Source organism: Streptomyces sp. NPDC056061 (genome assembly GCF_042266885.1).
GTDB lineage: Bacteria > Actinomycetota > Actinomycetes > Streptomycetales > Streptomycetaceae > Streptomyces.
The window spans coordinates 54,198-80,490 of sequence record NZ_JBHJWQ010000028.1 but is presented as its reverse complement, the minus strand read 5'-3'; the positions used below and the strand labels follow the sequence as shown (position 1 = coordinate 80,490).

General features: G+C 70.5%; 21 protein-coding genes and 2 pseudogenes. 11 read left to right on the top strand and 12 right to left on the bottom strand.

What is annotated here, in order from left to right:
- Positions 1–172 precede the first annotated feature (172 nt).
- The gene (locus ACFC79_RS30770) at positions 173–805 is read right to left on the bottom strand and encodes a TetR/AcrR family transcriptional regulator (RefSeq protein ID WP_376246845.1); all 633 of its coding nucleotides are present in this window, start codon (positions 803–805) and stop codon (positions 173–175) included.
- 125 nt (positions 806–930) lie between these two features.
- Between ACFC79_RS30770 and ACFC79_RS30765 the strand changes: the two genes are divergently transcribed.
- Complete coding sequence (locus ACFC79_RS30765) at positions 931–1,869, top strand: alpha/beta fold hydrolase (protein ID WP_376246842.1); 939 nt, start codon at positions 931–933, stop codon at positions 1,867–1,869.
- Between the two features lie 235 nt (positions 1,870–2,104).
- Here ACFC79_RS30765 and ACFC79_RS30760 read toward each other — a convergent pair whose 3' ends face one another.
- The 3 genes and pseudogenes from ACFC79_RS30760 to ACFC79_RS30750 all read right to left on the bottom strand — a co-directional run bounded on the left by ACFC79_RS30760 (position 2,105) and on the right by ACFC79_RS30750 (position 3,764).
- Positions 2,105–2,623, bottom strand: coding sequence for a hypothetical protein (locus tag ACFC79_RS30760; protein ID WP_376246840.1), 519 nt, complete (start codon positions 2,621–2,623; stop codon positions 2,105–2,107).
- A gap of 281 nt (positions 2,624–2,904) precedes the next feature.
- Positions 2,905–3,009: pseudogene (locus tag ACFC79_RS30755) on the bottom strand (IS481 family transposase); the annotation flags it as partial.
- Positions 3,010–3,305: 296 nt separating this feature from the next.
- Positions 3,306–3,764, bottom strand: a complete 459-nt coding sequence (locus tag ACFC79_RS30750) for a hypothetical protein (RefSeq protein ID WP_376246837.1) — start codon at positions 3,762–3,764, stop codon at positions 3,306–3,308.
- Positions 3,765–3,928: 164 nt separating this feature from the next.
- Between ACFC79_RS30750 and ACFC79_RS30745 the strand changes: the two genes are divergently transcribed.
- From ACFC79_RS30745 to ACFC79_RS30730, 4 genes are all read left to right on the top strand, one after another.
- Positions 3,929–4,114: a hypothetical protein gene (locus tag ACFC79_RS30745; RefSeq protein ID WP_376246834.1), complete on the top strand. Its 186-nt coding sequence runs from the start codon at positions 3,929–3,931 to the stop codon at positions 4,112–4,114.
- A 42-nt stretch (positions 4,115–4,156) separates the two neighbouring features.
- Positions 4,157–4,459: a hypothetical protein gene (locus tag ACFC79_RS30740; protein WP_376246832.1), complete on the top strand. Its 303-nt coding sequence runs from the start codon at positions 4,157–4,159 to the stop codon at positions 4,457–4,459.
- Positions 4,460–4,816: 357 nt separating this feature from the next.
- Positions 4,817–5,176, top strand: a complete 360-nt coding sequence (locus ACFC79_RS30735; RefSeq protein ID WP_376246829.1) for a hypothetical protein — start codon at positions 4,817–4,819, stop codon at positions 5,174–5,176.
- Between the two features lie 92 nt (positions 5,177–5,268).
- Entirely contained in the window at positions 5,269–6,051 is a 783-nt protein-coding gene (locus tag ACFC79_RS30730) for an SAM-dependent methyltransferase (RefSeq protein ID WP_376246913.1), read from the top strand.
- Positions 6,052–6,165: 114 nt separating this feature from the next.
- Here ACFC79_RS30730 and ACFC79_RS30725 read toward each other — a convergent pair.
- The 3 genes and pseudogenes from ACFC79_RS30725 to ACFC79_RS30715 form a co-directional block, all read right to left on the bottom strand.
- Positions 6,166–6,431: pseudogene (locus tag ACFC79_RS30725) on the bottom strand (transposase); the annotation flags it as partial.
- Between the two features lie 70 nt (positions 6,432–6,501).
- Complete coding sequence (locus ACFC79_RS30720; RefSeq protein ID WP_376246826.1) at positions 6,502–7,110, bottom strand: helix-turn-helix domain-containing protein; 609 nt, start codon at positions 7,108–7,110, stop codon at positions 6,502–6,504.
- Between the two features lie 721 nt (positions 7,111–7,831).
- Positions 7,832–9,142 carry a peptide ligase PGM1-related protein gene (locus ACFC79_RS30715; RefSeq protein WP_376246823.1) on the bottom strand — a complete coding sequence of 437 codons (1,311 nt, stop codon included), beginning with the start codon at positions 9,140–9,142 and terminating at the stop codon, positions 7,832–7,834.
- Positions 9,143–9,698: 556 nt separating this feature from the next.
- Between ACFC79_RS30715 and ACFC79_RS30710 the strand changes: the two genes are divergently transcribed.
- Genes ACFC79_RS30710 through ACFC79_RS30685 form a run of 6 tightly spaced genes read left to right on the top strand, consistent with a single transcriptional unit; the run spans position 9,699 to position 16,722 of the window.
- A complete protein-coding gene (locus tag ACFC79_RS30710) occupies positions 9,699–10,862 on the top strand; it encodes a glycine amidinotransferase (protein WP_376246820.1) in 1,164 nt (387 codons plus the stop codon).
- The gene (gene dpgA, locus ACFC79_RS30705; RefSeq protein WP_376246817.1) at positions 10,859–11,929 is read left to right on the top strand and encodes a 3,5-dihydroxyphenylacetyl-CoA synthase DpgA; all 1,071 of its coding nucleotides are present in this window, start codon (positions 10,859–10,861) and stop codon (positions 11,927–11,929) included. Before ACFC79_RS30710 ends, dpgA begins: the two co-directional genes overlap by 4 nt.
- A gap of 47 nt (positions 11,930–11,976) precedes the next feature.
- Positions 11,977–12,717, top strand: coding sequence for an enoyl-CoA-hydratase DpgB (gene dpgB, locus ACFC79_RS30700; RefSeq protein WP_376246814.1), 741 nt, complete (start codon positions 11,977–11,979; stop codon positions 12,715–12,717).
- On the top strand, positions 12,714–14,093 hold the full coding sequence (gene dpgC / locus ACFC79_RS30695) for a (3,5-dihydroxyphenyl)acetyl-CoA 1,2-dioxygenase DpgC (protein WP_376246811.1): 1,380 nt from the start codon (positions 12,714–12,716) through the stop codon (positions 14,091–14,093). The genes dpgB and dpgC overlap by 4 nt, the downstream gene beginning before the upstream one ends.
- A complete protein-coding gene (locus tag ACFC79_RS30690) occupies positions 14,090–15,448 on the top strand; it encodes a PLP-dependent aminotransferase family protein (protein ID WP_376246809.1) in 1,359 nt (452 codons plus the stop codon). Before dpgC ends, ACFC79_RS30690 begins: the two co-directional genes overlap by 4 nt.
- Before the next feature lie 53 nt (positions 15,449–15,501).
- Entirely contained in the window at positions 15,502–16,722 is a 1,221-nt protein-coding gene (locus ACFC79_RS30685) for a cytochrome P450 (protein ID WP_376246910.1), read from the top strand.
- Positions 16,723–16,848: 126 nt separating this feature from the next.
- On the opposite strand, the gene ACFC79_RS30680 is transcribed toward ACFC79_RS30685, so the two are convergent.
- The 5 genes from ACFC79_RS30680 to ACFC79_RS30660 form a co-directional block, all read right to left on the bottom strand.
- The gene (locus ACFC79_RS30680; protein WP_376246806.1) at positions 16,849–18,606 is read right to left on the bottom strand and encodes an ABC transporter ATP-binding protein; all 1,758 of its coding nucleotides are present in this window, start codon (positions 18,604–18,606) and stop codon (positions 16,849–16,851) included.
- Complete coding sequence (locus tag ACFC79_RS30675) at positions 18,603–20,339, bottom strand: ABC transporter transmembrane domain-containing protein (RefSeq protein WP_376246803.1); 1,737 nt, start codon at positions 20,337–20,339, stop codon at positions 18,603–18,605. Before ACFC79_RS30675 ends, ACFC79_RS30680 begins: the two co-directional genes overlap by 4 nt.
- A complete protein-coding gene (locus ACFC79_RS30670; RefSeq protein ID WP_376246800.1) occupies positions 20,336–21,454 on the bottom strand; it encodes a methyltransferase in 1,119 nt (372 codons plus the stop codon). The genes ACFC79_RS30675 and ACFC79_RS30670 overlap by 4 nt, the downstream gene beginning before the upstream one ends.
- An 822-nt stretch (positions 21,455–22,276) precedes the next feature.
- Entirely contained in the window at positions 22,277–23,524 is a 1,248-nt protein-coding gene (locus tag ACFC79_RS30665; protein WP_376246797.1) for a serine hydrolase domain-containing protein, read from the bottom strand.
- Between the two features lie 236 nt (positions 23,525–23,760).
- The gene (locus ACFC79_RS30660) at positions 23,761–26,292 is read right to left on the bottom strand and encodes an FtsX-like permease family protein (protein ID WP_376246794.1); all 2,532 of its coding nucleotides are present in this window, start codon (positions 26,290–26,292) and stop codon (positions 23,761–23,763) included.
- Between the last annotated feature and the right edge of the window lies 1 nt (position 26,293).

Here is a 26,293-nt window from a genome sequence, read left to right as displayed (position 1 = left end):
GCTCGTGCGCTCAGTGGCGCCCGAGGCGGCCGGCCTGCGTGGATTCCCTGCGTTCCGGCCTGGGTTGCTCGGCAGGATGCGGCCCGGCCGCCGGGTTGGGGGTGGCGCGGCGAAGCTCGCTGCGTCGGCCGGTGGTCCCGGCGGCGGGGTACGGCGCGCGTGCCACGGAGCGTCAGCTGCGGTCCCCGGCCGTCGGCGTCGCGGAGGTTGCGAGAATCCGGTCCAGGTGGTGGTGGAGTACCGCGATGGCCGACTCCGGGCTCCGCTGACCCACGAGGATGCTGGTGCCCATGGCCGCCGCCATCGCGAGCAGGCTGATCGCCTCCGTGCGGGCGTCGATGCCGGTATGGGCCAGGCCTGCCGCCCGGGCCTGTTCGAGGAGGCCGGTCAGGGCGTTCTCCGCGGCGTCGGGGTTGTCGATGAACGGCTGGGCGGCCAGCGCCTCGTCGGTCACGGACAGGATCGAGTAGGAGCTGTAGACGAGGTGGAAGGTGCGGCTCTCCTCGTCGGTCGGGAGGGAGGCCAGCAGCAGCGCCTCGATGGTGGCGCGCGGGCCCGGGTCCGGACCCGCGGCCGCCAGGCGGGCGCCGACGCGTGCGGTGAAGCGGCCGGTCAGGTGCTCGAGCCCGTAGAAGAGGAGCTTCTCCTTGGTCTCGAAGTAGTACTGCACGAGCCGGAGCGACACGCCGGCCTCGGCGGCCACGTCGCGCATGCCGACGGCGTGCAGCCCGCGTCGTCCGGCGACCCGGATGAGCGCTTCGGCGATCTGGGTGCGCCGTTCCTCGTGGTCCACGCGCTTCGGCATGTGCCGGTGTCTCCGCCCGTCGGTGGTTGGGTTCGTGGCCCGGGCTTCTCGGACCCCGTTCATGGTACCGCCGTATCAGCATCGTGATACGGTCGTATCACGAAGAATCTTCCCGGAGGTGCCCCGTGCCCGAGAACACGACCCGTGTGCGCCGCGACGTCGGCCGCTACGTCAACGACGAGCTCCGCGATCGCTATTTCGCCGCCGCAGACGTGCTCTACGCGATGGGAGCGCCCATCCGCTCCGAGACGGACGTCGAGACCAGCTTCGGCACCACGCACGTCTACCGGTACGGCCCCGAGGACCCCGCAGCCGAATCCCGCACCCCGATCGTCCTGATCCACGGCGCCGGCTACTCCTCCGCCATGTGGTACCCCAACACCTCCGGGCTCAGCCTCGACCGCCCCGTCTACGCTCTCGACACCCCCGGTGATGCAGGCCGCAGCGTCCACCGCGAGCCCATGTGGCAGCCCGAGCGGGCCGCGCAGTGGATGGACGAGGCCCTGGACGCACTCGGTCTCGACCGAGTCCACCTCGTCGGCTCCTCGTACGGCGGCTGGCTCGTGCTCAACCAGGCCCATCGGCGCCCTGAACGGCTCGCCTCCGTCACCGCCCTCGACCCCGGCGGCCTGGAGAAGGTGGGGCTGCGCTTCTTCGCCTGGGTGTTCGTCAGCCTGTTCGCCACCTTCGCCCCCAAGGCACTGCGTCCGCGTCTCGCCGCCTGGCTGGACCAGCCGGTCATCGCCGTCCCCGAGATGCGGAAGTGGATCCAGCTCGGCGCCCGTGCGTTCCGGATCCGTCGCCCCGCACCCCTGCCGCTTTCCGAGGACGCGCTGCGATCCATTCGGACCCCGCTCTACCTCGTCATGGGCAAGCACAGCCTGCTCGTACACCCGAAGCGGCAGCTCGAACGCGTACCGCGCCTCGTGACCGGGGCCCGCGCCGAGATCATCGCCGCGACGGGCCACGGACCGCAGATCGACCACCCCGAGGTCGTCAACGCCCGGATGCTCCGCTTCATGGAAGACGTCGACTCCCTGGCCCCTGCCACAACCGACATGTAGGACCGCCGACCCCGGGGACCGGGACGTGCGCCGCGCGAGCCGCCGGTCAGCTGTCCCTCACCCACCGGGCCAACAGGCCCCTGCGCCACCTGGCCGCCCGGAACATCGGCCGGCTCGGACAGCCGCCCCGTGACAACGCTCCGGCCCCGGCATTGCAGCTGCCGGGGCCGGAGCGTTTCGCTTCGTGGCCACGGCCCCATGCACCGGTGGCCACCCACTGGGCAGCGCCCGCACGTCAGCTGTGTTCGGCGGCCATGGCCTCGAAGGTCTCCCGCATCATGTGATCGATGGTTCCGGGCCGTCCGGTCAGGGAATCGAAGAGGTCGGCGAGCAGCCACAACACGAAGCCGTGTGCCAGAGCCTCCTCCGGTGGAATCTGTCCGAACCGGTCGCGCCACGCCACGGTGTCCATGCCCATCGCCGCGGCCATGAGGACGCCGGTGACCATCGGCACCTGAGCCGGGTCGGCCATCTCGAAGGCGGGGAGCCTGCGGATCACGGCGGGGATCAGATCACTGAGCGGATCGAGCCGGTCCTCGCCACCGGGCTGTTCGGCGATCAGGGATCCGGTCAGCACGCCCACCAAGAAGACCGTGCCTCGGGAAACCTCCTCGCGCCCGTATGCGTCCACGGCGGCCTTGACCCGCTGCTGCGCATCCTGGCGGTCCTTGGCGGAAGTCCGCTTCTCCAGGACCCGGTACGAGTCCCATGCTGCGCGGATCGCCTCGTCCACGACTACGCCGTCACTGTTCATGGATCGACCGTACGTGAGACAACGCGCTGCCCGGGATCTCCTTTCAGGAACAGCCGGCGTCACGGACGCTGTGGCCCCGTTGCTTGCCCGACCGCCGCATCGAGCCGGCGCAACGCGCATCCCCGGCCAGTAGCTCACCAGGAGCCGCTGGGGCGTTCGGCACAGAGCTGCACCCCGCGTCGGTATTCGCGGAAGTCCGGCAGGTCGCTCACAGCGCGGCCCTCCTCCTCCGCCCGGCTGAAGCCACCCAGGGACTGGAAGACGTCGCCCTTGCCCGTGCGGCGCCCGACTGCCTCTGCCTGCCGGCTTCCGCGACCGTGAACGCGCCAGTTGCCACCGTCGGGCATCCGGTCGGCCTTCTTCACGTCCACGTGCACCATGTGGCCGGGCCGTCGAGCAGTGGTCGTCTGCGGCTCTCGGCTGATCTCGTCGTTGGGTCGATGGAGTTGCGTGGGTTCTGCCCGAGGGCGGTCAGGTGGCGGGTGACCGTGCGGGGTGGGATCACAATCCCGCTGACGGCGGGCTTGTGGGCGACGCGGGTGGCCGACCACGCAGTCGCGCAGGTGGGAGCCGGTCACCTGCGTGCCGGTTCCCGGGGGCGTGCTGGGCAGGTGGATTCGACTTCCTTCGACGTACCGATCGACCACCCCTGCGCCCTCGTTCGTTCAGGTGGCCGCGGTGATCAGCCCTTCGGGAAGAACCGCGCGACGGCCGGTCGCAGCCGGACGGATTCGAAGTCGTCGATGGGCAGAGCGAGTTGCTCCAACAACAGGCCATTGATGACGGTCAGCAGATCCGCGGCGTCGGCCTCGGGGTCTGCGGATCCGGCGCCGCGCAGTTCGCCGGCGAAGGCCGCCCGCTGCGTGGTTCCCCATTCGTCGAGGCTGGCCCGTAGTTGGCGGCAGCGAGCGACTTCCAGGAAGAACTCGTACCGGGCGATGCCGGAGTCCCCACGCTCGATCCGAACGCACCCGAGGCCGAGGTACTGGTGTTGTCCGGCGGGCGCGTACTCGCAGCGGGGGACCGGGACGCCATGGTGGAAGCGGCAGGGTCCGACGCCCTTCAGGTCGATATCGAAGGCGGCGTGGTGATGCCCGGTCGGCGAGCGTGCTCGGCCGGCCCGAGATAGGTTCGCTCGCACCGGGAAACCACGCGGACCTGGTGGTCGTGGATCGCGATCCGGTGACTTGCCCGGTGGAAGATCTCCGTGGTAACCAGGGTGCTGCGGACGCTGCTGGGCGGAAGGACCGTCCATGACAGCGGGGAGCTCTCCCGCCCGGCCGGGGAGGCGCAGGCGGTGGTGTCATGACGGCTGATCCGACGAACCGGTTGTTCGCCCGCATCGACAGCATGCGCGAGGAGGGGGTGGCCATGCTCGCCGAGGCCGTCTCCATTGGTCACGACCGGCTCCGACGCCGGTGGCGCCTGGCTGCTCCCGAACGGGCGCACGGCAACCTGGACACCGTCGCAGCCCTTGAACAACAGACCTGAGTCCCACCGTGTGCGCCCATGACCACGGTCGAAGGATGAGCGATGGCTTCCGCGCGCGGCAAGCCCCGCCCGGTCGTCGCCGTTTCGGGGGCGAACGCGCCGCAGCCCGGTATCGCGGTGATGGAGGCGCCGGCCGAAGCAGAGAGTGTGGCGATCCCCAACACCGTCACGCGCTTCACACGCCTCAGCGGTGAAGCAGTGCTCTGCGCCTGGGACACAGTGGAAATCGGACAGCCAGTATGGGATCTGGCTGCCATGGAGGCCCACTGTCGACGCTTCGGCCATGGAGACCGGCATCACTCGGCCTTCGCCGAAGCCTACGGCTGGCACGTCGGGGCCCGGTGAGGCCGCCGGACAGTCGCTGCCATCCGGGAGCTTCGGGTGATCACGACGAACGCACCGAAGGCGCGGCACGCTCCCGAGAGCCCCGCAGCAGGTGCTGCGCCGCGTGGATGGCCTCCGTCGCCGGGACAGGTACCTGCCACGGGAGATCCTCTGAAGCGTCCGGCGGCACAGGACCGTGTACGGTGCTGAATTGGAGGTCGGTGAATCCGGCGCCACACGGCCGAGGTCCGAAACGTCCGGAAGCCTGGTGAAGCGACAGGTTGTCGACTCGCACAATTCGGCCACGAGGTCCCCGGACCGGCACTCGACTGCTACGGTCCGGGGAACCGGTCCACCCGCTGCGCTCTGGGAACCTGCATGTCATATCGACCGTCGCTGTGGCCGGTCCCGGTCACAGCCGTGGCCCAGGACCATGAGGTGCGGGTCCTGCTGCCCGGCAACGAACACGAGGAGTGGGAACTTCCCGGCGGGCGCCTGGAGATCGGCCCACCGTCCGGACCACACCCTGCCGACCGCAGTCCCGAAGAGACCACCGTTCGCGAACCGGGCGAGGAGAGCGGTTGGGACGCCGGGACCGGAGAACTTCTCGGCACCTGGATCCACGAGCCGGTCCCCGGACGCCGCGTTCTGATCCTCACGTACGACTGTGCCATTCTCGCAGAGGTAGTGGGGCAGGCGTGCCGACCGCAAACGATCTCCACGCCTTGCCCGAACTGAACTTCCGTGTCGAAACGCTGGGACAGGACGACACGCAAACCCTCTGGTCGAAAAGGTGAAACACAATTTCTGAAGTGAGGTTACCGATGAGCATGAGCCCTGAACTCGAAGCCCGGATCGGCATCGGCGTCCCCCATTCGGCCCGGGTCTGGAACTACTGGATCAACGGCAAGGACTACTACCCGGTCGACCAGGAACTGGGTGACCAGGTCATCGCGATCTACCCCCAGACACGGGAACTCGCCCTGGCGTCACGCGCCTTCCAGACCCGGGCCGTCCAGTACCTGGCAGGCAGCGCGGGAATCACGCAATTCCTCGACATCGGCACGGGACTCCCCGTTCAGAACAGCACGCACGAGGTCGCCCAGACCATCCGGCCCCAGGCGCGCATCGCCTACGTCGACAACGACCCACTGGTCCTCGCCCATGCCCGGGCCCTGCTGACGAGCGCACCGGAAGGCATGACCGACTACATCCACGCCGACATGACGGACGCCGAGCACGTGCTCCAGGAAGCCGCCCGGACCCTGGACATGACGCAACCCGTCGCCGTCATGCTCCTGTCCACCCTCGGACACGTCGAACCCCAGGCCGGCATCGACCTCACACAACGGTACATGGCCAGCCTTCCGGCAGGCAGCCACCTCGTCCTCTGCGACACAGTCTCCACCCCGCAGACCCTCGCCGCCCAAGAAGCCTACGCAGCCGGAGAAACCCCGCCGTACCTGGTACGCCGGCCCGAGGAGATCCTCGCGAGCGCCGACGGAATGACACTCGTCGATCCGGGATTCGGCTCCATCACCCTGTGGCGCCCACGACCCAACGAAGAGGGGATCAGCCCGGTCGACCAATGGGGATTCGTCGCGTCCAAGTGAAGCCGCGTCCCGGCGAGCCCCGCCCGGTCCGACGCGACCGCCACAGAGAGCTGCGAGGAGGATTGAGAAAGGAGTGCCCTCGCAGACCAGGGCACTCCTGCCGACTCGGTACTCCAGCCGCTCGACGAGTTCACGCATCTGCCCGGCCGTTGTGGTGGCAGCATCGTCGCCCGGTGCCAGCCGCAGTGCGCCCAGCGGTGCGGTCCACGAGGTACGTCCCGTTTCAGGGTCGCAGATCACCGAGTACGGCCGGCCGGGAACGGGAATGTGCCGGCCCTTGCCCGCCCGTGGGTGTGGCACAGGATCCATTGCGGTGAGGTGTGCGTGCCGGGCCGCAGCCACCACGTGATGTCGACGGCCGGGACCAGCCGGCCGCCCGCACGTACGGCAGTTGTCAGTCCGAGCGATCAAGTGCGAGGACTCGTTCGGGCACCGAGGTTGCAGATCAAGTCACTGGAGGATGAGTTCTTCCTCGGTGTGCTGCCAGCCGTAGCGCCGGTACTCACGTGGTGACATCCCGTGGGCGCGTGTGAAGACCCGGGTGAGGGCGGAGGCGTCCGCGTAGCCGAGCTTCCGTGCGGCTTGGCCGGTCGGCATGCGTTCTTCGAGGTACTGGCGGGCCAGGTTCATGCGGAGCTGGTCTCGCCGCTGCGCATAGGTCTGACCCGTCGCGGCGATGAAGTCGTGGCCGAGGGTCCTGGCGTCCACCCCGAGTTCCGCCGTGAATCCCGCGGGGGTCGAGAAGCCGACCTGCCTGCCGGTCCAGCCGATGTCGTGGCCGAGGCCGAGAAGGCTCGCCGCGGTGGCGACCCGCGCGGCGGTGCGCCACCGTGCGAAGGGAAGTCCCGTCTCCTTCAGGAACTGCTGCTGCAGCGTTCGTACGCCGACACCGGCCGACTGCGCCAGTTCAACGACCCCCGCGCCATGGCTCGGATTCTGGAGCAGCGTCCGCGCGGCGGCGAGGGCTTCGGGGGACGTGGGGAGCGGCGGGGCGGGCAGCGGGCGGCAGTCGCGATGCGCCGTGTCCGCCGGGCGTGCGTTGGCGACGAGGTCGAGCAACCCGCTATCGTCCGCGCATTTCTGAAGAACGCGCCGATCCTCCTCCTCGACGAAGCGACAGCGGCACCCGACGCGGCAACTGAACGTCACGTCGTGAAGGCGCTGCGTGAACTGTCCGGCACGATCATCGCGGTCACCCAGCGTGAAACCGGCAGCTGGGGGCCACGGACGTCATCACCCTCCCCGGGCAGGCCCCTGGCGCATGACCCGGCGAAGGCCCACACAGGGCCCTGCGATGCGAGAGCGTCGACAGGGCTGGTGACACGCGTGTGACACCGCGTGAGAGACGGCGATGCCCGTCGGGCCTCCCTGGGCTGATGGTGAAGCCGGCCCGGGGCGCGGTGCTGGTCCTTCGACTGGCCCGATTCCCCGGAGCCGCTTCCCGAGCCGGGCATGCGACTTGGCACCGCACCCGGCTCTCCACAAGCCCCGAGGGCTTCGTGGCGGCTGCCCCGTCGCGTGCCAGGGAGTGGGAATCACCATGCCCCCGGTAGCGGTAGGGAGTTGCGCCTACCGTGATCGGATTGGACAACTCCCTGTTCCCACCGGCCCACCAAGATCTGCGACCGCGGCGCGTCGAGGAACTCCTTGATTCCGACCCACAGCGCGATGGACGACGCGGTGAGCCCGCCCACTCCGGCCGTGCGTGCGCGACCGACTCGACGCGGGGGCGATCGAACGGGGACCGGGTCGGGTCGGCAACGGCCCGGGCCCGCGGGCCTCAGCTGCCCGACTCCTGCGGCATGAGCCGTGCCTTCAGCCGCCCCACCGCGTCGATGTCCTCAGCGATCAGGCAGAAGGGCACCACCCCGGTGTCCTTGTCCCGCCACGAGTTCAGAAGTACGACTCCGGTGCGCGTCTCCCGGTCGTAGCCCAGCCCCTCGGTGTCCACGTACTTGCGGGCCTCCGCGAACGAGGAGATCGGCCACGAGACGTACTCCGCCAGCACGCGGTCACGGGCGTAGTCCTCCCCGGCCAGCCGCTTGCCGAGCTGGTAGATATGCGTCGAGCCGGTCACCACGCCGTTGTACTCGGTGAACACGACCTCCGGGCCGCCGTCGGCGCCGTCCACCACGATGGCGTCGGCGCTGAGCACACCGCGATACCCCATCACCCGTACGGCCTCGCTGAGCCCGCGGCCCCCCGCCATGAGGGCGCGCTCCTGGTCGGCGGTGAGGCCGGGGGCCGGGAGGAAGGAGTGGTCGGCGACCGGCTCGGCCACCAACTCGCCCAGGCCGCCCAGCTCGACGCCCTCGTCGCTGATCCAGAACTCGGCGAACACCGCCTGGCTGCCCGGGTGGTACTCCTCGACGACGACTTGGTGCACATGGCCCGCGGTGAGCCATTCCCAGCGCTCGTTGAGGTAGACGCGCACGGCGTCGCGGGCGTCGGGGAGCACGACCGTACGGGCGGCGCCGTTGACCTTGATGCCCTCGGCCAGGGTCAGCACCTCGTTGCCGCTGCCGGCCTGCGCGAACTCCTTTTTCAGGATGACCGCGCGGCCCGCGTCCAGGAACCGGGTGATCAGGCGGTACGCGCTCTCAGGGTTGGCGCTGACGCCGCCCTCGGGCAGCGGGACCCCGGCACCGGCCGCCACCATGCGGAAGATCGCCTTGCTGTCGGCGATGCGGGCGCCGCCCTGGTCGAGGAAGGCGTGTCCGGGCACGGCCGAGCGCGCGCCGAGCGCGTCGGCGAACTCGACCACGGCCTCGTTGGGACAGAGCGCGAACACCTCGGTCGGTGCGATACCGCCCAGAGCGCTGCGCGTGCGTTCCGCCAGCTCCGGGTCGAGCAGCCAGTTGCCCGGGCGGTTCCCGCCGGTCCGTACGACGAACGTGAGACTCGCGGGGTCCGTTTCGAGCAACTGCGTTGCGTACGCGAGGAACTCCTCGTCCGGAGCCTCGGGCAGCACCAGGACGTCACCGTCGCGCACGAACCAGAACAGGCGTTGGGCCCACCAGCCCATGAGTGGTTTGTTCCAGTCTCCCACCAGGTCTTCACTCGGGCCGTTGCCGATCAGGAGTCGGGGCATGTCTGTTCGTCCACCTCTTCGTCGCGGGTCGTTGCGTGTGCACACGGAATGATGGGATCGAGGGAGGCCGGTCCGAGAAGTGACCCCCGGTTCGGCCGAAAACGCTCTCACGACCCCGGCGGAGCCGGGCGATTCGTCCTGCGGGTCGGGGAAAGCACGTACGGGGTGTGCGCCGATGCCGATCGAAGCACATCCGGTACCGCCCCGGCCCGGGGTGTGGCCCACGCCACTTCCACGTGGGTGGCGGATGCAAGGATCAGGACACATCGACGACCTGCCGAATTGCTCCAGCTAAGCGTTGGGCCGCCTGTGCGACACCACCTCCGCGACGACGCTGACCAGGCACGTCTCGCCGATCCGACCGGAATCCGGTCCGCGCGTGTCACCTTGAGGACGCTGCGCCCCGCAGAAGACCGAAAAGCAGTGAACCCGGAAATGGGACCCTTGCCCTTGCCCGTCCCGACGGCAAGTGTGGAGAACGCAACGGCCCCGTCCCAGGGATCGGTCCCGGCCGAGGGGGGCGGTGGCACGCCCCAGGCGATCCAGGGAGCGCGCGATGATGCTGAACAGCTTCGACGAATGGTCCACCCTGAAGGAGGTCGTCGTCGGATCGGCGGCCAACTACACCTCGCACGAGCGGGAGTTGTCCTTCGACCTCTTCTTCCACGACAACATTGCCGGCGACAACGCCAGCCGGTCCGAGTGGTATTACCCCCGGCTCACCGTCGGCGGCGAATCGGGCGGCGAGAGCGGCCGCCGGGGCCGCGTCCCCATCAAGCAGCGGTACGTCGACGAGCTGGTCGAGGACCTCGATGGCATCGCCTCGGCCCTGACCGGCCTGGGTGTCACCGTGCACCGCCCGATGGACCTCGACGCATCCACCAGCGAAGTGCGCACCCCCGCCTGGTCGGCCTCGGTCGTCCCGCCGCTGAACATCCGCGACAACACCCTGATCCTGGGCGACGAGATCATCGAGACCCCGCCCATGATCCGCTCCCGCTACTTCGAGACGCAGTTCCTCACCCAGGTTTTCCAGCGCTACTTTGAACGCGGCGCCCGCTGGACGGTCATGCCCCGGCCCCTGATGACCGACGCCTCCTTCGACCTCACCTACGCTCGTGAAAGCACGGTCGGCGGCCCCACCGAACCCATCGGAGCGCCCAGCCCGTCCCCGTACGACGTCGGCATCGAGATGATGTTCGACGGCGCCCAGGTCCTGCGCCTGGGACGCGATCTGGTGGTCAATATCTCCACCACCCACCACGCGCTCGCCTGCGACTGGCTGGAACGCCACCTGGGCGACCGGTTCCGCATCCACCGCGTCCACCAGCTCAGTGACAGCCACATCGACAGCATGGTCCTCGCCCTGCGCCCCGGCACCCTGCTGGTGCGCTCCGAGGCCGTCGCCGACAAGCTTCCCGAGGTGCTGCGCGGCTGGGACCGGATCGTCGCCCCCACCCCGGAGAGCGACAACTTCCCCCGGTACGAGGACAAGGACCTGGTCCTGACCAGTCCGTTCATCGACCTCAACGTGCTCTCCGCCGGACCCGACACCGTACTCGTCAACGAAGCCTGCCCCGAGCTGATGCGCACGCTGGAGAAGCACCAGTTCACCGTCGTCCCCGTACGCCACCGTCACCGCCGGCTGTTCGGCGGCGGCTTCCACTGCTTCACGCTCGACACCGTGCGCGAAGGCGGCCCGGAGGACTACCTCGGATGACCGCGACCGTCGTCGGACCCCGGCTCACGGGCGTCGGCACCGCCGTCCCCGACACCACCTACACCCAGCGCGAACTCCTGGACCTGCTGGACGTCACGGACCCCCGCGTCCGCTCGGTCTTCCTCAACAGTGCCATCGAACGCCGCGGGCTCACCCTCCCCGCCCCTCGCCCCGACGGCACCCAACTCGCCGAATCCCAGGGCGAGCTGCTGCGCAAACATGCCCGGCAGGGCATCGACCTGGGCCGCCGGGCCATCGAGAACTGCCTCAAGGACGCCGACGCCGACCTCTCCGACGTCCGCTACCTGTGCTGCGTCACCTCCACCGGCTTCCTCACCCCCGGCTTCTCGGCCCTGCTCATCAAGGAACTCGGCATCGACGTGTCCTGCTCACGGCTCGACGTCGTCGGCATGGGGTGCAACGCGGGCCTCAACGCGCTCAACGCCGTCGACGGCTGGGCCCGCGCCCACCCCGGCGAACTCGCCCTGCTGGTATGTGTGGAAGTGTGCTCGGCCGCGTACGTCTTCGACGGCACGATGCGCTCCTCCGTCGTCAACAGCCTGTTCGGCGACGGAGCGGCGGCCGTCGCCGTCACCACCGCGGACACGCGTGCGGGCAGCGCACCCGAGCCGGCCCTGCTGCGCTTCTCCAGTCGCATCATCCCCGAAGCCGTCGACGCCATGCGTTACGACTGGGACGACGGCCACGGCAAGTTCAGCTTCTGGCTCGACCCGCAGATCCCGTATGTCGTCGGCGCCCACGCGCCCGGCGCCCTGGAACGCCTGCTGCGCGGCACCGGCCTGCTCCCCTCGGACATCACCCACTGGGTCGTGCACTCCGGCGGCAAGAAGGTCGTGGACTCCGTCCGTGTCAACCTGGGCCTGTCCCGGCACGACGTACGCCACACCACGGGCGTGCTGCGCGACCACGGCAACCTCTCCAGCGGCTCCTTCCTCTTCTCCTACCAGCGCCTCTCGGCCGAAGGAACGGCACGGCCGGGCGACGTGGGGGTCCTGATGACGATGGGGCCGGGCTCGACGATCGAGATGGCGCTGGCACGGTGGTGACCCCGGCGCCGGAGCGACGCGAAAACACCACGACGAGAGGAACCGCGGTGCGCACACACAACAGTCGGCCGAGCCCTCTCCCGGGCGACACGCAGGACGGCCTGCCCGACGGCCTCGACATCACCCTGGACCTGGACCCCGCTCTGCCGCTGCCCCGGCTGACCGGCGCCGTCACCGAAGCCTGCGACCGCGCCGAGCAACGCACCGAGCGCACGGTCGTCGTCGTCCGCCTGCCGCACACACCCACCGCCGCCCGAGCCTGGCCCGGCACTGCCGACATCCAGCAGATCAACCGCTGGGAGCGCGCCGTCCGCAGACTGGAACGCCTGCCCGCCCTGTCCATCGCCGTCGCCGACGGCGCCTGCGGCGGCCCGGCCCTCGACTTGCTGCTCGTCAGCGACTACCGCATTGGCGCCCCCGACCTGCGCCTCCTTGCCCCCGTCAACGACGGACACTTCTGGCCCGGCATGGTCGTCTACCGCCTCTCCCAGCAGCTCGGGGCCGCCCGCGCCCGCCAGATCGTGCTCTGGGGCGACGACCTCGACGCGCCCCGCGCCCACGATCTCGGCCTCCTGGACCAGGTGACGGCCGACACCGACGAGGCCGTGCACACCGCGAGCGTCCTCATGGGCCGCATCTCCGACACGGAACTCGCCATCCGCAGGCAGCTGCTGTTGGAGGCGCAGACCCTGGAGTACGACGACGCGCTCGGCGCCCACCTGGCAGCCTGCGACCGGGAACTGCGCCGCCTGGCCGCGCTCGACGCGGCACGGGGAGCCACCGGGTGAACGAGACCACGAATCAGCTGTACGGCGAGGCCCCGCTGCCCGCCACCGACGGGTCCTGGACGGCACCCACCGCCCCCGCGGGCGAACTGGCCATCGACGCCGAAGCCCTGGCCCACCGCGTGGCCGAAGCCGAACGGCTCCTGGCCCAACTGCCCCCGGTCCCCGACCGTACGCAGGCCGAAGCCCGCCGCGCGAACGTCCTCCACGCGGGCTGCCGGGCCGCCCGGCACACCTTCCTCGACCGGCACGCCGACGCCGTCTACGACACCCTGACCGCAGGCCGCACCCGACGCCCCCGGCTGGCCGAACTCGCCGCCGAGGCCGCCGTCCGCTTCGCGGGCCTGGTGCCGGACGCCGAGCAGTTGGCCGAGGAGCGCACCCGCGTACAGGCGCACAAGGAAGGCCGCGAGATCGACCAGGGCATCTTCTTCGGCGCCCTCCTACGGTCCCCGGTCGCGGGCACCCATCTCATCGAGTCGATGCTGCGCCCCGCCCCCGAATCGGCCGCCCGCCTGGCCGAATTCCGCAGCTTGAACCGCCTGGAGCTGGACGCCGTACTCCTGGAACGCCACGGCGACGCCGCCCACGTCACCTTCCGCAACGCCCACTGCCTCAATGCCGAGGACAACCGGCTCATCACCGACCTCGAAACGGCCGTCGACGTCGTCCTCCTCGACGACCGGGTACGCGTGGGCGTCCTGCGCGGCGGACCGGTCGACCATCCGCGCCACGCCGGAAAGCGCGTCTTCAGCGCGGGGATCAACCTCAAGGAACTGCGCGCCGGAGCCATCTCCTTCGTCGACTTCCTGCTCGGCCGCGAACTCGGGTACGTGAACAAACTGGCCCGCGGCCTGCTCGGCGACGACCCCGCCGGCACGGTGACCAAACCCTGGGTCGGCGTCGTCGACTCCTTCGCCATCGGTGGGGGGATGCAACTGCTGCTCGTCCTGGACCGCGTCATCGCCGAAGAAGGCGCCTTCCTCAGCCTCCCCGCCGCCGACGAGGGCATCGTCCCCGGCCTCGGCAACTTGCGCCTCACCCGCCTGACCGGCGCCCGTACCGCACGGCAGGTCATCCTCTCCGGCCGCCGGATCCACACCGACGAACCAGCCGCCGCCCTCCTCATCGACGAGGTCGTGCCCACCGAGCGGCTCGACGAGGCCGTGCAGCGTGCCGTGCACGACCTGGCGGGCCCGGCCGTGGCCGCCAACCGCGCCATGCTCACCCTTGCCGAGGAACCCCTGGAGCTGCTGCGAGGCTACCTGGCCCGGTTCGCCGTGGTTCAGGCCGAACGCACCTACAGCCCCGACGTCCTGGCCAAGGCGGAACGCCACTGGGCCCGCTCGCATCGTGGGACCGAGGGAGCCGCCGGGTGAGCGTCACCGCAAGTTCCCGTACGGGCGTCCTCCTCGACCGGGATGCCCTGCACCCCTCGCTGAGCGACCCGGTCCTGGAGTCGATCGGCTTCCTCAACGAAGTCATGGGCCGCCACCCGGACGCCGTCTCCTTCGCCCCGGGCGCGCCGCACCCCGACCCGTACGCCGCCCTGGACACCACCCGCTACCTGGAGCGCTTCGTCACCCATGCGGCCGCGGCCGCAGGACGCACCCGCGAGTCGGCGACGCGGCTGCTGTACGAGTACGGACCCGCGCAGGGGATCATCAACGACATCGTGGCCGAGGCCCTCCGCCGCGACCAGGGCATCGATGTCGACCCCGAAAGCCTCGTCGTCACCGTCGGCGCCCAGGAGGCGATGTTCCTGACCCTGCGGGCCCTCATCACCGGCCCGCACGACCTCCTGGCGGTCGCGGACCCCTGCTTCGTCGGCATCACCAGCGCCGCAGCCCTCCTGGGCACCGAAGTCGTCCCCATCCCCGAGGACCACGGCGGCCTGGATGTCGGCGCCCTGGCCCAGGCATGCCGCGCGGCACGCCGCACCGGCCGCCGTGTCCGCGCCTGCTACGTCGCCCCGGACTATGCCAACCCCAGCGGTACGCGCATGGAACGCGCCCGGCGCGAGCAACTCCTGACCCTGGCCGAAGCCGAGGACTTCCTCGTCATCGAGGACAACGCGTACGGCTTCACGGCCGCACCCGGCACCGAACTCCCCGCCCTCAAGGCCCTCGACTCCGCCCAACGGGTCGTCCACGTCGGCACGTTCGCCAAGGTGTGCTTCCCCGGGGCTCGCGTCGGCTACGCGGTCGCCGACCAACGCGTACGCACCAGGTCGGGCGTCGTGCTGCTCGCCGCCGAACTCGCACGCCTGAAGACGGCCGTCACCGTGAACACCTCCCCGATCAGCCAGGCGCTGATCGCGGGCATGTTCCTGGAGCACGGCGGCTCTCTGGCCGGACCGATCCGTACGCGCTCCGCGCTGTACCGGCGCAACCTCGCCCACCTGCTGCGGGCCCTGGACCGCGAGAGCGCCGAAGACCCGCCGCAAGGAGTTGAGTGGAACCGCCCCGACGGCGGCTTCTTCGTCCTGATGCGGCTGCCGGTCCCGGTGGATACCGCGCTGCTCGAAGTCGCGGCGGCCGAGTACGGGGTGCTGTGGACGCCGATGGCCCCCTTCCACCTGGGCGGGGGTGGCACTCACACGCTGCGGCTGTCGTGCAGCTACCTGGACCCTGACGGGATCGACGAAGGAGCACGCCGGCTCATGGCCTTCCTGCGGGAGCGAGCCCGAACGGACAGCGGGACCTTCGTGCCCCCCGAAGGAGCACGCGGATGATGCAGCAGAACCCCCCGGAGATGCGGACCGGCTCCGAGGACCAGAAGTGCCCGATGGCGCGGGCCGGTTCGGAAGACGTGCCCCCGCACCCGACGACCCGGGACCCGCACCGCCCCTTCGACCCGCCGCCCGCACTCATGGCGGCGCGCGACAAGGGCCCCCTCACGCGGCTTCGCTACCCCGACGGGCACATCGGCTGGCTGGTCACGGAACATGAACTCGCGCGCAGGGTCCTCGCCGACCCGCGCTTCAGCGCCCGCTCCGAGCTGAAACGGGCGCCGGTGGCCCGCCCCGGCACCGACCCCTTCTACGGCAGCCCCGCCCTGCCGGGCTGGCTCGTCGACATGGACGCTCCACACCACACCCGGCTGCGCAGGCGCCTGATGGGCTGGTTCACGGTGCGACGGACCGGCGCGCTGGCGCCGCGCATCGAGGAGATCGTGGAGGAGCGGCTGGACGCAATGGCGCGCCTCGGCGGAGAGGGCGAACCGGTTGACCTGGTCGAGCAGTTCGCGCTTCCCGTCCCCTCATTGGTGATCTGCGAACTGCTCGGCGTCCCCTACGCCGAACGGGCCGACTTCCAGCGCAACAGCGCCACCCTGTTCCAGCTGGACGCCACGGCGGAGCAGGCGGCCACCGCGATGCGGGAGCTGGACGCCTTCCTCACGGACCTGGCGGAACACCGCCGCCGCAGCCCCGGCGACGACCTGCTGAGCGAACTGGCCCGGGGAGACGACCTGTCCACTGCGGAGGTCGCCGGGGCCGGGGCGCTGCTCCTTTCGGCGGGCCACGAGACGACGGCGGGCTCGCTCGGCCTCGGCGTCTTCGCGTTGCTGTCCCACCCCGACCAGCTGGCCCGCCTGACGGCCGACCCGGCACTGGCCGCCAACGCCGTCGAGGAACTGCTCCGCTATCTGACAATCTTCCACTTCGGCGTCCCGCGCAGTCCCTTGGAAGACCTGGACCTGGCAGGCCACCGCCTCCGCGCGGGGGAGTCGGTCACCGTCTCCCTGTCCACCGCCAACCGCGACCCGTCCCGCTTCGAGGACCCCGACCACCTCGACGTCACCCGCCCCGCCTCCGGCCACCTGGCCTTCGGACACGGCGCGCACCAGTGCATCGGCCAGCACCTGGCCCGCACCGAAATGAAGATCGCCTTCCCCGCCCTCTTCGCCCGCTTCCCGGGAATGAAGCCGGCGATTCCACCGTCCCAGGTCCTCCGGGGCGAGGACATGGGTTTCTACGGCGTGCACGCGCTGCCGGTCACCTGGTGAGGTTCCGGCACCGCCCTCCCACGGATACGCAGGTGGTGCGGCGGAGTCCGGTCCCGGCTGCGGACCCGCCGCCGGGACCGGCGACGGCGTCCCGGCGCCACCTCGGCGCGCGCTGACGGTTCGCCGTCACCCGTGCCACGACTTCCACAGCTCTGCGTACGCCCCACCCCGACCCACCAGCTCGGCGTGCGGACCGCTCTCGACGATCAGGCCGTCCTCCATGACCACCACCCGGTCCGCATCGTGCGCGGTGTGCAGGCGGTGGGCGATCGAGATGACCGTGCCGCTCAGGAGTTTCGCCAAGGAGCGCTCCAGGGTGCGGGCGGCAGGCGGGTCCAGCAGAGCGGTCGCCTCGTCCAGGACCACCACCGGCGGATCCCGCAGCACCAGCCGTGCCAACGCCAGCTGCTGCGCCTGCGCCGGGGTCAGCCCATCGGGTCCTGAGCCGACTTCGCACTCCAGGCCCTTCGCCGACGCCCACTGCCACGCCGCGACGGCCCGCAGTGCGCGCTCCAGGTCCGCCGGGCCCGCGTCCGGGCATGCGATGAGCAGGTTGTCCGCCAGGCTGCCCCGGAACACGTGGCATTCCTGCGTGACCAGCACGACGTCACGGCGCAACTCGGCCGTCGCCAGGTCGGTCGGTGATATCCCGCCCAGGGCCACACTGCCCCCGTCGGGTGTGTCGATCCCGGCCAGCAGCCGGCCGAGTGTGGACTTGCCCGCCCCGGACGGTCCCACCACCGCCAGCCGTTCGCCCGGAGCCACCCGCAGGTCGATCCCGCGCAGGCTCTCCCGCCCGTCCCGGTAGGCGAAGCGCACCCCCTTCAGCTCGACCCCACCCTCCGGAGCCGCATCCGTCCCTCCTGTGGCCTTCACCGAGCCCCGCTCCGGCTCCGTCGCGTCCTGTATGCCCAGCACCCGGGCCAACGAGGCACCGCCCACCTGGAGTTCGTCCATCCAGAAGAGCAGGGTGTCCACGGGCGCGATGATCTGCTGCACGTACAGTGTCGCGGCCGTGACCGCTGCCAGACCGACCAGCCCGTCGACGTACATCAGCCCGCCGATCACCAGCGTCGCGGCCACGGGCAGGATGTAGCCCGTGTCGGCGATCGGCAGGTAGACGCTGCGCAGGTTCAGCGTGTACAGCTCGGCCGCGTACGACGCCGCGATGTCCCGGTCCGTACGCGCGCGACGCCTCCCGCCCAGCCCCAGTGCCTCCACCGTACGGGCGCCCGTGACGGTCTCGGCCAGATGGTCGGTGAGATGCGCGTACGAGGCGTTGGCACGGAGGTATCCCGCCCGCGCCCGTCGCAGATACCAGCGCGTCGACAGCCACAGCACCGGTACGGCGACCAGACAGGGCAGCACGAGGAGCGGATCGGTCAGGCACACGGCGCCGAGTGTCAGCACGATCGTGGTGCCCGCGACGAGCGTGTCCGGGACGGCCCGCTGCACGGTGAGGGCCAGGATGTCGATGTCCCGGGTGGTGCGCGTGACCAGTTCGCCGGTCCCGGCCCGCTCGACCGTGTGCACCGGCAGAGCAAGGACGCGTGCCACGAACTCCTCGCGCAGATCGGCCAGTACGACCTCGCCGAGCCGCAGCGACGAGAGCCGCGCGTAACGGGTCAGGATCGCCTGCAGCACCACAGCCGCGCAGATGGTCAGAGCGACCGGGGTGACGGCGAGCGTGCCGTCCGCCGCGTTCTGCACAATCCGGCCGAGGAGTTGCGGCGCCACCAGCGCCGCGACACAGGCCAGCGCGTGCATCAGCAGCGATCGGGCCAGCGGCGCGCGATGGCGCAGCATTGTACGACGGGCGTACGCGCGTACCTCGTGCTGCGAGGCGACCGGCAGCCCGCCGGCGGGCGGGGTGGGGGCGGTCATGCGCCGACCTCCCGGGTGACGACGGCGCGGTAGCCGGGGTCCGCGAGCAGGTCGACGTGCTCGCCCTCGGCGACTGCCCTGCCGTCCCGGACGAACACGACGCGTTCGGTGTGGACGAGCACGAGGGGGCTCGTGGTGAGCACCACGGTGGTGCGGCCTTTCCGGTACGGACCCAGGCACACGGCGATCCGGCTCTCCGTGTGGGCGTCGAGGGCGTTCGTCGGATCGACGAGGACCAGCACCTCCGGATCGGCGAGCAGGGCGCGGGCCAGCCGGAGCCGCTGCTGCTGCCCGCCCGAGAACTCCCGGCCTCCCCCGATCTCCTGGTCCACCCCGTTCGGCAGGGCGTCGACCACATCCGTCGCGGAGGCCGCCTCCAGGGCGCGCAGCACGGCGTCCCGGTCGAAATCGCGACGCCGGAAGGGGCTTTGATGGACGACATCGAGTTCGGACGCCAGGTGCCCCGAGAACAGCGCCGCTCCGTTGTCGGCGACCAGGACCCGTCCGCGCACGTCCTCGGTGCGGTACGCCGACAGGGGAGTCGCACCGTGCCGGGCCGCCGGGTCCACGTACCGGCCGATCCGGTCCGCCAGGGCTCGCGCGTCCCCGTCCGTCGCACACACCACGCCGAGCAGCCCGCCGGGCGGCACGCCCAGACCGGTCACCGGGTCGTGCAGCCGCAGCTTCTCCACCGGCAACGACTGCTCACCAGACGGCAGTTCGGTCTTCAAGGAGAGGAAGTCGAGCAGCCGCCGCGCCGCCACCACCGCGCGCGTCAGCTGGTCCAGCATCGTGGTCACCCGCCCCAACTGCTCGGTGAGGAAGACCGCGTAGCCGTAGAAGGCGACAAGCAGACCGGGCTCGAGACGGCCCGTGGCCACCTGGTGCGCGCCCAGCCAGACGATGGCGACCAGCAGCGCACCCGGTAGCAGCACGCGCAGGCAGGCGATGTCGGCGACGGTGACCGCGACCCGTACGCCCTCGGCGCGTACACCCTGCGAGGCAGCACGGTAGCGCTGCCCGTACACGTCCTCGCCACCGATGCCCCGCAGCACCCGCAACCCGTCGATCAGGTCGACCGACAGATCGGTGAGCGCGCCCTGCCGGTCGCGCAGGCGCCCCTGGCGACTGTGGAGCAGCCGCATCAGCCGGGCCACGGCAGCGGCGATCAGCGGTACGCCGACGAGCACGACGAGCCCCAGCTGCCACGACGTGACCAGCATGAACACGGACGCGAAGACGATCGAGGCGATGGCGCCGCCGCCGCGTGCGGTGCCCTCGACGGCCGTGCCCAGGTGCCCGGCGTCCATCGCGCTCACGCTGACCACCGCACCGGTGGACGCCTGCCGGGGCAACTCCGCACCCAGCGCGGTGGAGTGCCGGACGACCAGCTGGGTGGCGCGGTAGACGGCCCCGAACCGGTTCGTCGTCGACGCCCGGTCCCGCAACGTCCCGACGACCGCCTGGAACATGCCCAGCAGCAGCACCGCCCCGCCCCACACCAACAGGGCTCCGCGATCGCGCGGAAGCAGACCCCGGTCGATGCCGAGACCGATCGCCACCGGCACCAGCGCCTGCGCGAGCGTGCACAGCACGCCGAACACGGTGGCCAGCGCGAGACCGCCCCAGTGCCGCGTGGCCAGCCACACCAGGAAGCGGACGGGGGACGTGGTGACCGGGACGCCGGGATCGGGAACGGGGTAGTTGCCACGGCCGCCGAGGGCGTTGCTCACGCCTTGGTGCCGATGGTCAGGCCGTGCTCGTACGGGTGGTCGGTCAGGGTCCGTACGTCGGCGAAGCCGGCCCGGCGGGCCCACTCCTCGTAGTCACGGGCGGGGTAGGCCATGCCCTGCCCGCTGGCGAGTACGTTCAGGTAGAGCGAGAGCCGCGCAGAGTACCAGCCCCCCGTCTCGTCGTCGGAGACGTTGTAGCCGTACACGAACACCCTTCCTCCGGAGGGGAGTACGTCGTATGCCTTCTTCAGCAGCCCGGTGATCTGCTCTCCGGAGAAGATCTCCAGTACGTGACTGAAGAGCACCGCGTCCGCGCCCGGGGGGAAGGGGTCGGTGAACAGGTCGCCGGGGTGGAAGACGATCCGCTCACCCTCCACGCCACCCGACTTGCTGTGTTCCGCGGCGATCTGCGAGACCGAGGGAATGTCGAAGATGGTGGTACGCAGGCCGGGATGACGGGCGATCAGGTGCTCGCTGGTGGTTCCGTCGCCGCCGCCCACGTCCAGGAGGTGCCGTACGGTCGCGAACTCCTCGCACTGCACCAGCGAGTCCAGGCTCTTGAGCGTGAAGGCGCTCATGCTGCGATGGAAGACACTTTCGAGCTCCGGATTGTGCGAGAGCCTGCGGTAGAGCGTCGGTTCCTCGCCGGGGTACGCGTCGAGCGCCGTGTTCGTCCCGGCGGTCAGCGCCTCGGTCATGCGTGGGAAGGCCGGGTAGTAGACCTCCCTCCAGCCGGTGAGGATGTGGTGCCAGCTGTCGGGCCCGTCGGGGAGCAGGAGCTGCTCTGCGGCCGGGGCGTTGCGATAGGCGCCGTCCGCGTCCCGCTCCAGCAGCCCGGTGGTGCACACGGCGTGCAGCAGGACCCGGAGCGAGTGGGCGGGAACGCCGGTGAACTCGCGCAGCTCCTCGAAGGAGGCGCCCGATTCGGGACGCTTGGCGAGGTGACCGAAGAGATTCCAATCCAGCGCAGTGACAAGCGCGTTGAAGAGCGCGGGAGCGTTGACCAGGAAGTGGAAGCGCTCGACGACGGGGTCGACGGCGCTGTCGCCGTCGGGAGTGTGTCGTGCGGGGAGCGGCCGTTGGGGATGGCGGTCGGAGTCGGCCAACGGATTCATTCCGTACCTCTCTTCGACAGATCGGCGCGGGCCGGGGATCGCCCTCCCCGCGATCGGTTGCAAGATCAAGCTTGCGCAGGCGCATGCTCACACGGGGCCCGAAACGCCCGCAAGCACGATCGTCACGATCCGGCCGGGGCCGACCGGTGAGGGGGGCGGGGGAGATGCAGTCGCGGAACGGGGGAGGCGCGCTCGGCCGCACGTACCGATGACACGTGCGAGCCGAGCAGTGTCAGGGCAGGGATGAAAGGCCCCCGCCGGGGGCCGTCGCCCCGCACTCGCGGAGCCCGGGCCGAACGACAACGGCCGGTTCCGGGTGGTCCCCGCCCACCGCCGAGGAGGTACAGAGGCACGGAACTGCCCGACCCGACGATGCGCTGTGCCGCAGCCCGTGAGGCGGGTGTTGTGATCGATACGTTCTGCCCGGAGCCATGTCCTGCGTGGCCGCTGTCCACCCCAGACCCTGTGGCAGGCGCAGCGTGACCCTCTCTTCCAAAAGTAGATTGAGTCAGGCCCGTTCAGAGGGTGCTGGGGGCCGGGACGGCGATTTCAGCCGAGGCACGGGCACCGGTGACGGCGGTGGCCGACGGTACGCGACTATTGATCAGAAACTCATTGGGTTCACTCGTCGAGGGTGTAGCGGAGGTGAGGGCCGCCGAAGTATCCGCGCGCGATGTGGGGCCGGCTCGGGGAACTGTCGTAAAGGGTGCAGGGGGACCGCGTGACCGAGTGCCGGGTCGGGTGGCCGGGGCGCCCTCCGTCACGAGGACCCGCCCTGGTCCGCACAGTCCGGGAGTTTCCGGCCACGCTGCAACGGTCTCGTCACCCGCAGATGGCCGTGTCGACCAGGTTCGTGACCTGCTCGATCTTCTGTATGGCCTCCTTGGTCATTGCCTCCATCGAGTCCTGCTTGGAGATGATCGCGCCGGGCAGGGCGTTGACGGCCACCGTGACCTCGCGGCCGTCGCTGGTCACACCACCGCGAGTCTCGTAGCCGTGGATGTCGCCGCCATGGCCCCACATCGCGGTGCAGGACAGAGTGATCTTGTCGAGGCCGAGACCGAAGACGGTGTTGGGCTCCTCGTCCGGTGATTCGACGGTCTTCTGCATCTCCTTCAGCTGCGCTGCGGGCACCACCTTGCCGCCGACCAGGCTCGCGAAGAAGCGGTTGAGGTCACGCGGGGTGGAGATCACCATGCCTGCGGCTCCGGAGACCGAGGGGTCTATCTCGGTGGCGTTCTTCAACTCGCCTCCGGGCGGCGCGATGTAGCCCTCCATACGCGGCTTCCGGACGTTCCTGTCCCCGGGCTCGGGCCAGTAGGTCTGCTTCAGGCCGAGCCGTTCGATGACGCGCTCGGTGACCGCCTCGCCCACCGGCTTGCGGGTGACCTTCTCGACGAGCATCCCCGCGACGATGTAGTTGGTGTTGCTGTACTGGCGCCTCTTCCCGACGGGGAACACCGCCTTGTGCCGCAGCGTGGGGCTGAGAAGTTCCTTCGCCGTGTAGGTCCGGCTCGGGGCGGTGGCGGTGCTCGCGTCCACGAACTCGGTGTAGTCGGGGAGGCCGCTGGTGTGCCCGAGCAGGTTCCGCACGGTGATCTTCTCGCCGTCGTAGTCCGGTCCCTCGACGACGCCCGGAAGGTAGGTGTCGATCGGCTCGTCCAGCTTCACCGTGCCCTCGCCGACCAGTTGCAGGACGGTCGCGGCGACGAACGTCTTGGTGTTGCTGCCGATCCGCACGTGCCCGTTCTTCGGCGGAGCGGTGCCAGTCTCGCGGTTGCCGACCCCGGCCGTGTAGTCGCGGGTCTTGCCGTCCTTGCCCTTGACGGAGACCAGCACGCCGGGGAATCCCGCCTGCACCAGCTCCCGCATCGCCTTCTGCAGGGCAATTTCGTTCTTGGCCGCGCCGATTTCCGCCTCGGCGTCGGACGCGTCGCCGTCTCTGCAGCCTGTCAGGCCGCCTACGGCGAGGACGCCGACCACGGTCGCCACGCTGATCCGTGACAGCCTCCGGCGGGGCTTGGACGGGACGTTCGGATGGGTGGCGGGCTGGAAGTGCTCGGACACCATTGCTCCTCAAAAACACCTGGTAAGTGGTGTGGGGGACGTTTCTCAGTAATGCTTCAAGAATCTCGATCAAGAGCATCCGGCTCCATAACGCACGCAGGAAGAAACATGGTGCAGCCAGCGCTACTGTCCCGTTGCAGCGACCACGACGGGCCGGCCGCCTACTGATCCGGCACAGAGCAGTCGGGTGCGCTGCCCGACGGGCAGCGCACCCGACTGATGCGGAGCGGTGCGAGGCGCTATTCGCGGATGCCTATTCCCTCGACCGGTGGGGTGCGGAGGAGCCGCCCGATCGGGATGATCGTGGACCCCAGCGCCAGCGCGGCCGTTCCGCCGATGATGACGACCAGGCCCAGCGCCGGAACGTACGGGATGGGCTGCCCGGCGACGGCGTTGACGATCGAGGACAGCGCGACCGCTGCGACCGCGACGCCGATCGTGAGCGCCACGCCCAGCAGAGCGGCCTGCTCCGCGTTCGCCATCCGCTTCACTTGGCGGCGGGTTACCCCGACCAGGCGCAGCAGCGACAGCTCCCGGGCCCGGGCCAGCGCGGCCATGATGAGCGTGTTGGCGGCCGCGAGCACCGCGTATCCGACCAGCACGGCGACCAGCAGCCGGTTGAGCCAGGAGCTGATCGCCAGGTCGTCGGCGAGCTTGCCGGTGAACTGATCGGTGCCGGTCACGGTGCTCGCCGGGTACGCGCCCGCGAGCTTCGTCAGGGCCGGCCCCACGTCGGCGCCCGGCGCGCTGCGGATCAGCACGTGGTCGTCCAGGCCGGTCGCGGTGTGTCCGGCGAGCGTTTCGTTGGTCAGTGTGACGTCGCCGAACCCGAAGCCCCGGCCGTAGACGGCGACGACCTTCAGGGTGACCGGCGTGCCGTCCCCGAGCCACAGCTTGGCCATGCTGCCGACCTTCCAGCCCGAAGTGCCCGCCTGGGACGAGGAGACCGCCACCGTGTCGCGGCCCTGCAGGTCGTCCAGGTGCCCGGACGTCACCTTCAGGTTCATGGTCCTGCTCGCGCCCTGGGGATCGATGCCTTGCGCGACCACCGCCATCGCCTCGTCCATGAAGGGCACGAGTACCGAGGTACGGCGGACCCCGGTCGCGGCGAGCACCCCGGGGATCCGCCGGGCCTGCGCGGCCGCTGCGGCGGGCAGGCCCGCGCCGCCGACCAGCGCGTGCTGGGCGATCGTGCCCTCCTTGCTCTGGATCACAGTCTGGCGTTCCAGGTTGTCCTGCAGGAACCAGATGGTGCCGCCGAACCCCACGGAGAGCACCAGCGCTGTCAGGACGGCGACCATGCCGCGCGCGTTTGCCCGCAGGTTCGCGGCGGCCAGATACCCGCTGTCGCCGAACACTGTCCGCAGAACCGGAGCGAGCGCCACGGCGGCGGCCCGGTTGATCCACGGGGCGAGCAGCGCGATCGCCAGAACGAACGTGCACAGCATGCCCACCGCGGAGCCCATGGCGGCCTGGCCGCCGGTGCTGCCGGTGAAGGCGATCAGTGCGAACGCGACGCCGAGGACCGCCACGCCGGACACGATCCGGACCTTGCCGCCCAGAGTCGGCTCCACGGATGCCTCGCCGAGCGCCTCGGTGGGACGGATGCGGGCGGTACGCCGGGCGGCGATCCAGCCGGAGAGCAGCGCTACGGCGGCCACCGCAGCGACCACCGCCGGCGCGGCCAGGACCCCGCTGCTCATGGTGAACGTCTCCGGGACAAACCCGCGGGTCACCAGCTCGGCCCTGATCCAGAGCCCGGCGAGCAGGCCGAGCGGGACCCCCACCACCGCTGCGAGCAGGCTGAGCATGCCCACCTCACCGAGGATCAGCATCCGCACCTGGCCAGGGGTCGCCGCGACCGCCCGCAACAGGGCGAAGTCGCGGCGGCGGTGCCGCACCGACAGGCCGACCGTCGCGGCGACCACGAAACTGGTAATGAGCGCGGCGTAGCCGCCGAACGCGCCGCCGGCCTCCACGGTGAAGGTCTTGGCGGCGACCGCCTCAGGCTGTTCGGCCAGCCCCCGCTCATCACCCGTGTAAACCTTCGTCCCGGTGCCGTCCACGATGCGCTTCAACGCAGCGGTGACGGCCGCCCGGTCGGCGCCCTTCGCGGGAAGAACGCCGATCGCGTCGACAAGGCCCGGACGGGGGGAGAGCCGGGCCGCCTGTACGTCGGTGAAGAACACCACCGCCTGCGGCCCGCGCGCGCCAGACGTCCCAACGACGCCGCTCACCCGGACCTGCTGGACGGCGCCGTCGGTGAGTATCGTCGTGGTGCTGCCGGGACGCAGCTTCCCCGCGGCTGCGAGCCGCTGGTCCACGGCGATCTCGCCCTCGACTCGCGGCGCGGTGCCGGACACCACTTTGTAGGGAGTGAGCGCCGCGCTTCCCCAGCCGTGGCCCGTGAGCGGCACCTTCGGCGCGACCGCCGCCGCGACGCTGATCGTCCGATCTCCCACCGCCCGCGCCACGCCGGGGACCGAGGCGACCTTGCCGACCAGCGATTCCGGGACGCTGCCGCGCTCGGGCAGTGTCACCGTGCTGGTCTCACGCTCACCGAACCGTTCCGGCCCCTGCACCGTGAGCTCGTGCTTGGCGACGACGGCGAATGCCGCGCCGTACCGCTGCGTCTCCCCGTTGTACCGCAGCCCCGACTCCACGAGCACGCCGCACACCGTAAGGATCACGACCCCGGTGGCGAGCGCGATGAACGTCGCGATGAAAGTGCCTTTGCGGTACCGCAGCATCTGTGCGGCGAGTCCGAGCACT

Bases quoted from the DNA above. Each gene is read 5' to 3' on its own strand.
- ACFC79_RS30770 (WP_376246845.1), bottom strand. From the start codon at position 805: ATGCCGAAGCGCGTGGACCACGAGGAACGGCGCACCCAGATCGCCGAA.
- ACFC79_RS30710 (WP_376246820.1), top strand. From the start codon at position 9,699: ATGATGCTGAACAGCTTCGACGAATGGTCCACCCTGAAGGAGGTCGTC.
- ACFC79_RS30685 (WP_376246910.1), top strand. From the start codon at position 15,502: ATGGCGCGGGCCGGTTCGGAAGACGTGCCCCCGCACCCGACGACCCGG.
- ACFC79_RS30735 (WP_376246829.1), top strand. From the start codon at position 4,817: ATGTCATATCGACCGTCGCTGTGGCCGGTCCCGGTCACAGCCGTGGCC.
- dpgA (WP_376246817.1), top strand. From the start codon at position 10,859: ATGACCGCGACCGTCGTCGGACCCCGGCTCACGGGCGTCGGCACCGCC.
- ACFC79_RS30740 (WP_376246832.1), top strand. From the start codon at position 4,157: ATGGCTTCCGCGCGCGGCAAGCCCCGCCCGGTCGTCGCCGTTTCGGGG.
- ACFC79_RS30745 (WP_376246834.1), top strand. From the start codon at position 3,929: ATGACGGCTGATCCGACGAACCGGTTGTTCGCCCGCATCGACAGCATG.
- ACFC79_RS30730 (WP_376246913.1), top strand. From the start codon at position 5,269: ATGAGCCCTGAACTCGAAGCCCGGATCGGCATCGGCGTCCCCCATTCG.
- ACFC79_RS30680 (WP_376246806.1), bottom strand. From the start codon at position 18,606: ATGACCGCCCCCACCCCGCCCGCCGGCGGGCTGCCGGTCGCCTCGCAG.
- ACFC79_RS30715 (WP_376246823.1), bottom strand. From the start codon at position 9,142: ATGCCCCGACTCCTGATCGGCAACGGCCCGAGTGAAGACCTGGTGGGA.
- ACFC79_RS30760 (WP_376246840.1), bottom strand. From the start codon at position 2,623: ATGAACAGTGACGGCGTAGTCGTGGACGAGGCGATCCGCGCAGCATGG.
- ACFC79_RS30665 (WP_376246797.1), bottom strand. From the start codon at position 23,524: ATGGTGTCCGAGCACTTCCAGCCCGCCACCCATCCGAACGTCCCGTCC.
- ACFC79_RS30670 (WP_376246800.1), bottom strand. From the start codon at position 21,454: ATGAATCCGTTGGCCGACTCCGACCGCCATCCCCAACGGCCGCTCCCC.